The following is a 10,200-nucleotide window of genomic DNA, read 5'->3' as shown; positions in this document are numbered from 1 at the left end:
TCAATTTTCAGTTCATTTTCTTCTGCAATTGTAGTGAAATTGTCTGCATTGATTTGTTTGGCAATTGAGTCGGCAATTGGTTTAACTAAGTTCATTTTTTTTATTTTTTCAATTTTGGGTACAATCGCATCTTCAACTTCATTAATTGTTTCGTAATGAGCGTTTGACTTATCTATTATTTGAGCGATGACATAATTATTATCTTTCATAATGTATGGTTCACATATCTGGTTCAGATCATGGCTGAATGCAAACTCAAGAAGGATTTTTGCTTGCCCGATTCCCGGAATATAGGAACGTTCATCACCAAATTCTTTCGATTCTTTTACCTCATAACCAAATTTCTTGGCAATTACATCAAAACTATCCACCTGACATTGGTCGTAGAAATCATTGGCAAATCTTTCCTGATTTTTTCTAGCATCGGCACCCGGTTCTTCTTTTAAAAGAATATGTTTTGCGTGAACTTCTTTTACATCATCTTTTGTGCGGGTATCAACAAGTTTGATTATATGCCAACCAAATTGGGTTTTTATCGGTTTGCTAAACTCACCTGATTTCATAGAAAAGGCTTTTTCTTCGAATTCCGGAACCATTTTGCCTTTGCCGAACCATCCGAGATCTCCACCTTTGGGAGCAGATGGACCTTGAGAATAATCTTTTGCTAATTCATCAAAATTATCACCCTCTTCAAGCATCTTATAAATATCGTTAATCAGATTTTCAACGTGTTTTATATCCTCCACCGTGGGAATTAACGGGATAGATACGTATTTCAGTTTTCTTTGAGCTTTTTTCCAATAATCGTCTTTGAAAGCATAATAATATTTTTCAATTTCAGCATCTGTTACAACAACAGAGTCGATTAATTCTGGCGAAAAAATCATTATCTCTGCTTTGGCTTTTTCGTTCTTCCCGATAAAATCTTTTTTTACTTCTTCTTCTGTTACGATAATATTTGCATTAAGCATATTTTGAAATTTTTCGTAAAGCAGTAATCTGTTGTCATATGATTCTAACCACGACCAATCAATTTCCGGGTTTTGAAGAGCTTGTAAATATTTTGCTTTATCAAATTTCCCATCTGTTTGAAACGATTCGTGAGAAGTGAGCATTGGGGGTGGGTCGTTAACTATCTTAGCAGCAACTTCTTGATCGGTAACCTTGATATTATATTTTTTAATTGCTTTTTCCAGAACGATCTTCTGAATTAATTGATCCCAAGTTTGATCATTAAATCCTCGCATTTTTTCTTCATCTATTACTTCATCCGGATTGTTTTGGCGATAGTCAGAATAGGCATTCTGAACCATTTTGTAAAAATTGTCATATTGGATCTTATTCCCGGCTATTTCACCTACGTACTGTTTGTGTTCAGTAAAAATCTGTGATATACCCATTGTTCCCATGCCACCAATAAATAGGATTGCAGTAACCCAAATTATCGGACGTGATAAAGAACGCATTTTTTTTAACATTATATTTACTCCTTAAAATATGAGTTGATTTTCCCGAAGGATATCAAGTCAAAATCTTGAAATGTTGAAAAATTAGGCAAGTTTTTTGAAATTAGTTTTTCTACAAATTAGTTGACATGTTTTTAATCTCTCATAGAAATCAGAAAAATCTTATCTACATTGAAAGGTCGAATTTGAGTTATGGCACAAGAAAAAAAATTATTCTATAGAATATTTAAAGAAGATGCAGCCGAACAAGGATTGGATATGGAAAAGTTCAGGCTTAATCGTCGCAAAGGTTTGTATCCATTCCAATCATCGGAAAATAAAGTGGTTTGGTTACACAGAAAAGAATTTCGGATCGCCGCAATAGTAAAGAGAGATGTTTCAATAAAAAAAAGAGATCGAAGACATGAAAAAAAGGGTAGAAAAAAATCGGATGATGTTTTAGATTTTTCCGGTTTGCTATCCCAAAAAGGGTACAAAACCGCAACTTATATCCTCGGCTCAATAATTATAATTTACATTGCCCTTAAAATATTCTTAGCTTTATAAGGAGCAAACAAACTATCACGAAATTGTTCCAATACAAAATTTATCTATTTCAATCCATTGGGACTAATCATCTATAAAGCCATATTGACTGATAGAACATTCTTCAATCAACTTCCCCACAATTTTCTGTTCTGCTGTAAAACCAGGCTGAATAACAAAGCCCGAGACGTATGAATCCGGTTTAATATCCGGTTTGCACCAGATACATTTAGCATCAAAAGAAATTTTCTTTTCATCTGCCATTTCATTGGAGACATCAATATCGAAACTGAAAATTTTATCTTTTGCTATCTCCGAATCGCTTATAAGCATCACTCCGCTAAGTGAAACATCAATAATGTATCCCAATTTTTGGGAATGCACTTTGTCAAAAACAGGCAAATAGCAAATAAGATGATTTCTTTTGTGTCTTCGGTTTTCTTTTGTATTTTTCATCTGGACTTACCTTTTTATTCGTAATCGTATTTTCTTATTAAAAAAAATTTTTGAATTTATTGTCAATATATTTGAAATCAGAAATCTGATACAATCCGGAAATTATTAGTGTCCATCCGTAAACTCGCATTCTTGCAATAATTTTCTGCAGGTGATTCGACGCAGATAAACACTGATTATGCTGATAAACCCCTGTTGAATATTAAAATACAAAGCATTAAACGGGGATATTACACTTTTTACAAAAAAATTTTATCTTGCGAAAATCCACTTTTTCAGCGTGATGTTGTTTATCACATTCATCTGCGTCGAATCCCTACTTTACGGACAGACTCTGATTAGACTAGATTTGATAAACATAAAACCTATAATAATATTGCGGATTGGTGCTAACAAAAATTAAAGTTAATCCAATATCTTCTGCATTTGATATTTTTGCAGTAGAAAAAAGATATTTTACCCCGTATTTACGCAATATCCGGAAATTAAGTTCGCATGAAATCTTTGAAATATTATTCCGAATATAATTCTGATCATAATATTTTTTTCCTATTTTATCATCGAATAAAAATAATGCTGACCCGCGATTTGTGAAATAATCCATTAACATTTCAGAAGACCTGAGTTCATTCTCAATTATTTTATAAAATTGCTTTTTGAATTCCAGAGGATAATATGAACTAAATGATCCTACGGTTTTAAATCCATTATAATTTGCTACTGCCGGAAAAAATCCGATACATCCGATCAGATATTCAGCCCTGTTTTCACCAACATGTGATTTAATTTCATCAAACTGACTCTCGGACATAAATTTTTTAAAACCGGGATAATTATTGTATGCTCTTACGGTGGAATGTGATAAATTTATACCAATTTGTAAAATGATCAGGATAAGTATAATTGCCTTTGCAATTCGCTTTTTTTCACAAATAAGATAAAAACCATTCAAACAAAACGCCCAAAGAAGATACCAGACTGAAGTTTTTAGAACGTAGATCCGGCTGAAATTGAAACCCAAATTTAGCCTATTATAAAATTTCATTACCGGAGCAAAGAAATATATCCCGAATATGAAGAGAAAAATAAACTGCAATATCCAAAGACCGATAATTATTTTTTTCTCTCGATTCTTTCCTTTTTTCAGAATTAAAATAGAAAAAATTATAGCCGTTGGCAAAATTATATAAACGTGAAATGAATGAGAAAGTTTGTTCGAGTTAATAAAAATGTAAATAGTATTTTTTATAGTACCGATAAAATCATATTCTGTTAGCGATTGGGCGATGCGGTTTGTGGGGATTTTTAGAACGAATAGATTGTAGAAAATAGGAAAATGAGTAATAAGTGATAAACTCAAAAACAGAGTCGAACCAAGCAAAAAGTGAATATTTTTTTCCCCCTTCCAAAGAAGATAAAGATTTAAAATCAGAAGAGCGAAAAGCAGATAAATTCCCACGAAGAAAAAGTTTGAATAACAGGAATAAACGAATATGATCAAGTAAGAAAGAAGCAAATTTCTCCTTTGGAAAATATAAATGAAACCAAGCAAGAGGAGTGGAATACCTGATATTGAAAGATTTCCCTGTGGCCAAAAAGGTAAGGAAATCCAGGCAAATGAGAAAATGAGCGCAAAATAATCCGGTAATTTTTTTTTGAATATAAAATTTTTCAGGAGAAAAAATAATCCGATGAATGAAAGAAGGCGATAGAACAACTCATTAAAAACGAATCCCCAAAAATAATCAAAAGAAAAAAAAAGTTTATCCAATTTGAGATGCGCAAGATGAAATATCATCGGAGTTGTAGGCAAAGTATAATGCTGAACTGACGAACTTGGAAAAAAACTTGTATTAAATTTCCCGTCAAAAATTCCCTGCATATTTATTTGATTCAGATTATCGTGAATCAGAATGTAGGCATCCTTACCACGAATCAGATAAGGAGAAAAATAAATTGCAAAGAGAAATAAAGCGAGCAGAAATAGAAAGGATTTTGTTTCAAATATATTTGGACGAAAAATCATGATTTTTCTACAAAAAATTGCCTTAAATGATAGATTATTTTTTCAATCTCTTCTTTTCTAATCTCGAAATAGAGTGGAAGTCTGATAATTGTTTTGCTGATCCGATCTGTAACCTGAAGATTGACTTGCGAATATTTTCCCTCCCAAAAAGGAGCATGATGAAGTGGAATGTAGTGAAAAACAGATTGGATGTTTTCTCTTTTTAGATATTCTATCAGATTATTCCGCTCGTTTTCAGATGATAAAACAAGATAAAACGTATGCCCATTTGGCTCAACATCTTTAGGAATAATCGGAAGCATCTTTGGGAGTAGAAAATCGGCTAATCTCGCATAATAAAATTTCCAGTCCTCCAACCGCTTTCTATTAATCTCTGACAAGTGGATTAGTTGAGAATACAAAAAAGCAGCAGTAAGTTCCGGCATCAAAAAATTTGAACTGCTCATCGTCCATGTATAAAAATCCGCTTTACCATTTTCAAATTCTCTACGATTGGTTCCCCTATCGTAAAGACGGACGGCTTTTTCAAAAAACTTCGGATTATTTACAAGCAAAACCCCACCCTCCCCACATTGGATATTCTTTGTTTCGTGAAAACTTATCACTGCGAGATCACCGAAACTTCCTAAGGGTTTTCCCTTGTATTTTGCCCCAATTGCCATTGCCGCATCTTCGATCAGTGATATATTATTTTGCTTGCAGATATTTACGATTCTATCCATCTCACACGCAACTCCTCCATAATGAACTATTACGACCGCCTTTGTTCTTTTTGTGATCAAGCTTTCCAGCAAAACTTCATCAATATTTTTTGTATCTTTGCGAATATCACACCAAACAATCTTTGCTCCCTTTTGAATGAATGGATTTGCAGAAGCCACATGAGAAAAAGCAGGGAGAATAATTTCATCGCCTAATTGAATATTCAAAAGAAGAGAACACATTTCCAGAGCAGAGGTGCAAGAAGGTGTAAAAAAAATTTCTTTTGCACCCGTAATGTTTTTCAATTCATTAGAAGATTTTTGGACGAAATTACCCTTACCGGAAAATTTTCGCCTCTCAATTACGTTTTTGAGATTTTTCTGCTCATCCCCCCAAACGCAAGGAATGTTAAATGGAATTTTCATCACTTTGCGGGTATTTTACCAAAAATATATTTTGGCGAATTTGGTCCTTCACAAAACAGCAAGTCCAAAATAGAGACTTGATGGTCGAATTTTCCCCAAGGTTGTTTGTATTCGCCATAATGAGAATAATCCATGTATGTAAGCGTAATTCCATTTTCCTCAAAAAGTAAGGGAATAATATATGATTTTGCAGCAGGTCCGGTTACGTAGTGAGTACCCCCCAATTGCTTGACGATTGAAATGATTTTCTCGTTTTTTCCATTTTCCAATTTATATTCGGTGGAGTTGGAAAATTTTGTTTTTATATTTAAATATTTACAGATTTCCATAATTAAAAATTGATTTAATTCGCTGATACTTTCCCAGTCTGTCTGCAGAATGTTTTTGATTAGTTCGAAATATTTATGAAAATAATCACATTTTCCGTAACTCATTTGCAGAGATTTCAAGTGCCTTTCCTGCCAATTTTTGGAGCTGTCTATTTGCACTTCATCAATTTTCATAGATTGAGTTCCGTTTGTGGGCACGGTGAGCCAGATTGTCCCGGAAGGAGTTTTTATCTTATTACGGTTTCGCCAATCACAGCAAGTGTATTGAACCGAATCAAGGAAAACAAAATGATCGGCTTTTTCGAGGATGTGGAAATATCCCTTCCAGGGAATATAATTCGATTGAAGAATAGCGATTTTTTTCATCTTTTTTTTATTAGCCACGAATGCACAAACTTTTTTTTAGCATATTCAGTCTTTTTCCGTGTGTTTCGTGGACAGTTTTTCTTTTGCCACGAATGCACGAATTTTTTTTACACAAAGAACACAAAGAATTTTTTTTAGCATATTCAGTGTTTTTCCGTGTATTTCGCGGACATTTTTTCTTTTGCCACGAATGCTCGAATTTTTTTTACACAAAGAACACAAAGAATTTTTTTTAGCATATTCAGTGTTTTTCCGTGTGTTTCGTGGACAGTTTTTCATTTATTCGTGGCTAAATTCATTTTGGTTTTCTTAAAAATTTTGCTGGATTTCCAGCCCAAATTTCATTTTCAGGAATGTCTTCAACCAACACAGAGCCCATTCCGAGAGCTGAAAATTCCCTGATATGGATTCCTTCACGCACGGTTGCATTCAAGCCGATATGAACACCTGCGGAAATTTTCACAAAAGAACTGATGCAACTTTGGGCAGCAAGATGGCAATAATCTCCAATTTTGGAATTATGCCCGATAGTTGCTCCAGCCATTATCAAACTGCACCTACCGATCTTTACATCAGGGGATATGTTGACATTGGGCATTATCACCACACCCGGAGCCAAATCAACATTCGGAGCAACGTATGCGGTAGGGTGGATAAAAGTGGCAAGAGAGTATGCCTGAATATTCAGATTATGGAAGAGGTCAATCCTTTCTCTTTGTCCATCAATCCTGTAAATTGTATTGATGAATAAATATCCGGCTTTGACGAATTTATCCACATCACCAAGTTTGCCGATAACAGGATCACCGGAGATAAGATCGTCCTTGCATTTTCTATCATTTAGATATCCGGCAAACTCAATTTCTTCAAATCCGCGTCTGTTTGCATCTGCGATAGCACTTGCGATTACGGAACCATTACCAAGTCCACCGAGAATAATTACTTTTTTCTTCACAAATTTCATCCTATAATTTTTTCAATTTTATAAAACGGTTTTCGAGCATTAGTTTTGAACTTTAATCGTAAATGCGGAATTATTCTGTCAAGAGCAAGTTTTATCATTTTTTTTAGATTATATCCGCTATTCCCCGCAAATCTGCTATCCCGCTGTAAATTAACTATTTGATAATCAAATTTTAACTTATAAAATTGGCTCAAAGTTGTTCCTGAATAATCAGTATTTTTTATATTTTCATCGTATAATATTTTGTAAAAGGCTCTAAACACACCGAGATTAGGCGGATGGTGAATATCGGTGATGAGATTGGAAATTCTGAAAAACAAATTTGCTACACATCTTTTCCAAAACTGTGTTTTTCGTTTCTCCCACTTTGCAATCACCATAGGAACATTATTTTCTTCGAGAGCAGCGAGCAAAATAGGAATATCCTCCGGTTTGTCCTGTAAGTCCGAATCCATGATTACCAAAATTTTACCTTTTGCATTGTCCAAACCGGCTGTGATCGCATTAGATTGTCCATAATTTTTACTCAATTTTATGATTTTGATTTTATCGTTTTTTGCCCGATATTTTTTCAACAAATTAAAAGTTTCGTCCCAACTTCCATCATCAATAAAAAGAATTTCATATTGAGACGAAAATGATTTTACTACAGGAATTAAGCGACCAATGAGTTTGAAAATTACTTCTTCATCATTAAAAATCGGAATTATTATGGAAAGTTCAAGCATTTTTCATAACATCCTTTTTGCGAATTTGACTGGAAATACTCCACATTCCTCCAATTATGGCGGGAACACCTGTGAGTATCAAAAAATTAATAATTGAAACGCTAAAGGCGATCGAGGGAGAAATCCCGATGGTTCTATAGAAAAAAACAAACGCTCCTTCTCGTATTCCAAAACCGCTAATTGTAACAGGAATAAGAGAAATTATTTGAATGATCGGCACGAGTGCGAGATGGGTTGTAAAAGGAAGATTCACACCAAATGATCGAAAGATAAAATAGACGCTCAAAATAGTGCAAACTTGAAAAATAAAAATAATTGGTAGCACGTGGATCAATATTTTCCCGGTAGGAATTCTGACAAAAGAATTATGCAGTGATAAGAGGTAGGAAATTGGTTTTCGGAAAAATTTGATTTTTTTCAAACCGATACTAAATTTACTTTGCCAGCTTTTGCTTGAGAAAATAAGAAAAAGAAATATTAAAATAAAAATAATTGCCGTTAAAATTATTCTGCTGACCGTGATTTCTTTTGTTTTTTCAAGCGAAAAACTGAATGCTATCCCGATAATACATAAAAGTAAAAATCCGAATATTTTTTCTGCAATTATTGTACATCCCGCTTTCCCCGGATTTTGCTTATGTCTTTTTTCGATGAGATACAATCGAATCGCAGCAAATCCATCTGCTGACGGAAGGATAATTCCCCAAAAGATTGAGATGAAATTTATTTTGAGAAGTTGAGTAAATTTTTCGGTTATTTGAGAAAAATGAAGAAGGATTTTCCACCGCCAGGCAGCGAGAAACGGAATGACGAAAATCGCCAAGATGAATGACATAATCAGCCAGAAAGGAGCAAACATTTCTGCGAGATTGCCAATCAAAGAAATGTGAAATTTGCGAAAAATAAAGATGAGCAGACAGACGGAAATAAGTATCTGAAAAATGGGATAAATTTTTCTAAATTTATTTGCCAATAATTTCATTTAAACGATTTCCATCATTCGGTTCAAAGATTTTTTAGTTTTTTCCACAATTTCTTGCGGAATTTTGATTTCGTATTTTTCTTCGGCGAGAGCACGAACTGCTCCCCGAAGAGTGGTTTTTTTCATGTCTTCACAGATCATTTTTTTGCTTAAAGATACAATGTGTTTTTGAGGATAAAGATATCTCAGTTGCTCATACAAACCGTATTCCGTACCAATTATGAGATTATCGTGTTCTTTTGCAAAGTCCAGCATTTGGCTCGTGGAACAGACAAGGTCTGCCGCTTTGCAAACATTTAGGCGACATTCGGGATGAGCCAGCAGACTATAGTTCGGATATTTAGAACGCACCTCTTTCACATCTTCGAGAGTAATGTCATCGTGAACATAGCAAGTGCTATCGAACAGAATTAATTCTCTGCCTAAATTATAAGAAACCCAAGCCCCGATATTTTTGTCCGGAACGAAAATCACTTCCTTATCTTTCGGGATGGAATCAACGACCTCTATGGCATTTGCGGATGTGCAAGTTATCGTGCTTTCTGCTTTTAGCTCCGCTTGTGAGTTTACATAACAAACTACTTCAGCCCCCGGATGCTTTTCTTTCAGCCGGATAAGATCGGAAGTTGATTTTAAAAGGGCAAGACGGCAATCGGCATCTTTATGTGCCATAATGACTTTTTTGTCTGGATTAAGAATTTTGGCGGTCTCACCCATAATAATAATTCCGCAAAGCAAGATCATATCCGCATCGGTTTTTGCGGCAATTTTTGCCATCTGCAAAGAATCTCCCACATAATCAGCCATTTTTTGAACTTCTACAAATTGGTAATTATGTGCAAGGATAAAGCAATTTTTTTCTTTTTTCAATTCTGCAGCGCGTGAATATAGTTCTTCTTCGCTTAAAGAATTCCAATCAATATTTTTAGTCATTTTCTCTCTCCGAATTTTATGCGATTATTTTATATTTCGAGAAATTAAATTGAGTAATTAAATGTCAACAAACGAGAATTTTTAATTAAAAAAAAACTAAATGACAATATTTTGATATATTTGACAAAAATATGTGGCAAACAATTATTCGGAAAATAATTTTTAGAAGGTAGAAAAAAAATTAGATGTTGTTAAAATATAAAAACATTAAAACAACAGAGATTTATCCCGCTGGATATGTTTATAATACATTAAAAAATGGAATAATTGGGATTTTATCCTACGGAGTGAATACGCA

At 33.9% G+C, this 10,200-nt stretch carries 10 protein-coding genes; 1 reads left to right on the top strand and 9 read right to left on the bottom strand.

Annotation, left to right across the window (positions count from 1 at the left end):
- On the bottom strand, positions 1–1,478 hold a 1,478-nt coding region (locus tag U9P79_08855; protein MEA2104729.1), incomplete at its 3' end, for a peptidylprolyl isomerase.
- 180 nt (positions 1,479–1,658) lie between these two features.
- On the opposite strand from U9P79_08855, the gene U9P79_08850 reads away from it, so the two are divergent.
- Positions 1,659–2,012, top strand: a complete 354-nt coding sequence (locus U9P79_08850) for a hypothetical protein (protein ID MEA2104728.1) — start codon at positions 1,659–1,661, stop codon at positions 2,010–2,012.
- A 63-nt stretch (positions 2,013–2,075) separates the two neighbouring features.
- On the opposite strand, the gene U9P79_08845 is transcribed toward U9P79_08850, so the two are convergent.
- From U9P79_08845 to nadA, 8 genes are all read right to left on the bottom strand, one after another.
- Positions 2,076–2,447 carry a PilZ domain-containing protein gene (locus U9P79_08845; GenBank protein MEA2104727.1) on the bottom strand — a complete coding sequence of 124 codons (372 nt, stop codon included), beginning with the start codon at positions 2,445–2,447 and terminating at the stop codon, positions 2,076–2,078.
- Positions 2,448–2,790: 343 nt separating this feature from the next.
- Positions 2,791–4,473: a DUF6044 family protein gene (locus tag U9P79_08840; GenBank protein MEA2104726.1), complete on the bottom strand. Its 1,683-nt coding sequence runs from the start codon at positions 4,471–4,473 to the stop codon at positions 2,791–2,793.
- On the bottom strand, positions 4,470–5,600 hold the full coding sequence (gene rffA, locus U9P79_08835) for a dTDP-4-amino-4,6-dideoxygalactose transaminase (protein MEA2104725.1): 1,131 nt from the start codon (positions 5,598–5,600) through the stop codon (positions 4,470–4,472). The genes U9P79_08840 and rffA overlap by 4 nt, the downstream gene beginning before the upstream one ends.
- Complete coding sequence (locus tag U9P79_08830; protein MEA2104724.1) at positions 5,600–6,313, bottom strand: WbqC family protein; 714 nt, start codon at positions 6,311–6,313, stop codon at positions 5,600–5,602. The genes rffA and U9P79_08830 overlap by 1 nt, the downstream gene beginning before the upstream one ends.
- A gap of 277 nt (positions 6,314–6,590) precedes the next feature.
- Positions 6,591–7,250 carry a NeuD/PglB/VioB family sugar acetyltransferase gene (locus U9P79_08825; protein MEA2104723.1) on the bottom strand — a complete coding sequence of 220 codons (660 nt, stop codon included), beginning with the start codon at positions 7,248–7,250 and terminating at the stop codon, positions 6,591–6,593.
- A 5-nt stretch (positions 7,251–7,255) separates the two neighbouring features.
- Positions 7,256–7,987, bottom strand: coding sequence for a glycosyltransferase family 2 protein (locus tag U9P79_08820; GenBank protein MEA2104722.1), 732 nt, complete (start codon positions 7,985–7,987; stop codon positions 7,256–7,258).
- Positions 7,980–8,969 carry a lysylphosphatidylglycerol synthase transmembrane domain-containing protein gene (locus tag U9P79_08815; protein ID MEA2104721.1) on the bottom strand — a complete coding sequence of 330 codons (990 nt, stop codon included), beginning with the start codon at positions 8,967–8,969 and terminating at the stop codon, positions 7,980–7,982. Before U9P79_08815 ends, U9P79_08820 begins: the two co-directional genes overlap by 8 nt.
- Positions 8,970–9,902 (bottom strand): quinolinate synthase NadA, encoded by a 933-nt coding sequence (nadA, locus tag U9P79_08810; protein MEA2104720.1) that lies wholly within the window; start codon positions 9,900–9,902, stop codon positions 8,970–8,972. It abuts the gene before it with no gap.
- Positions 9,903–10,200: the final 298 nt, after the last annotated feature.

Source organism: Candidatus Cloacimonadota bacterium (assembly GCA_034661015.1).
Classification (GTDB): Bacteria; Cloacimonadota; Cloacimonadia; order JGIOTU-2; family JGIOTU-2; genus JAYEKN01.
This window is presented reverse-complemented; position numbering and strand designations above follow the sequence as displayed.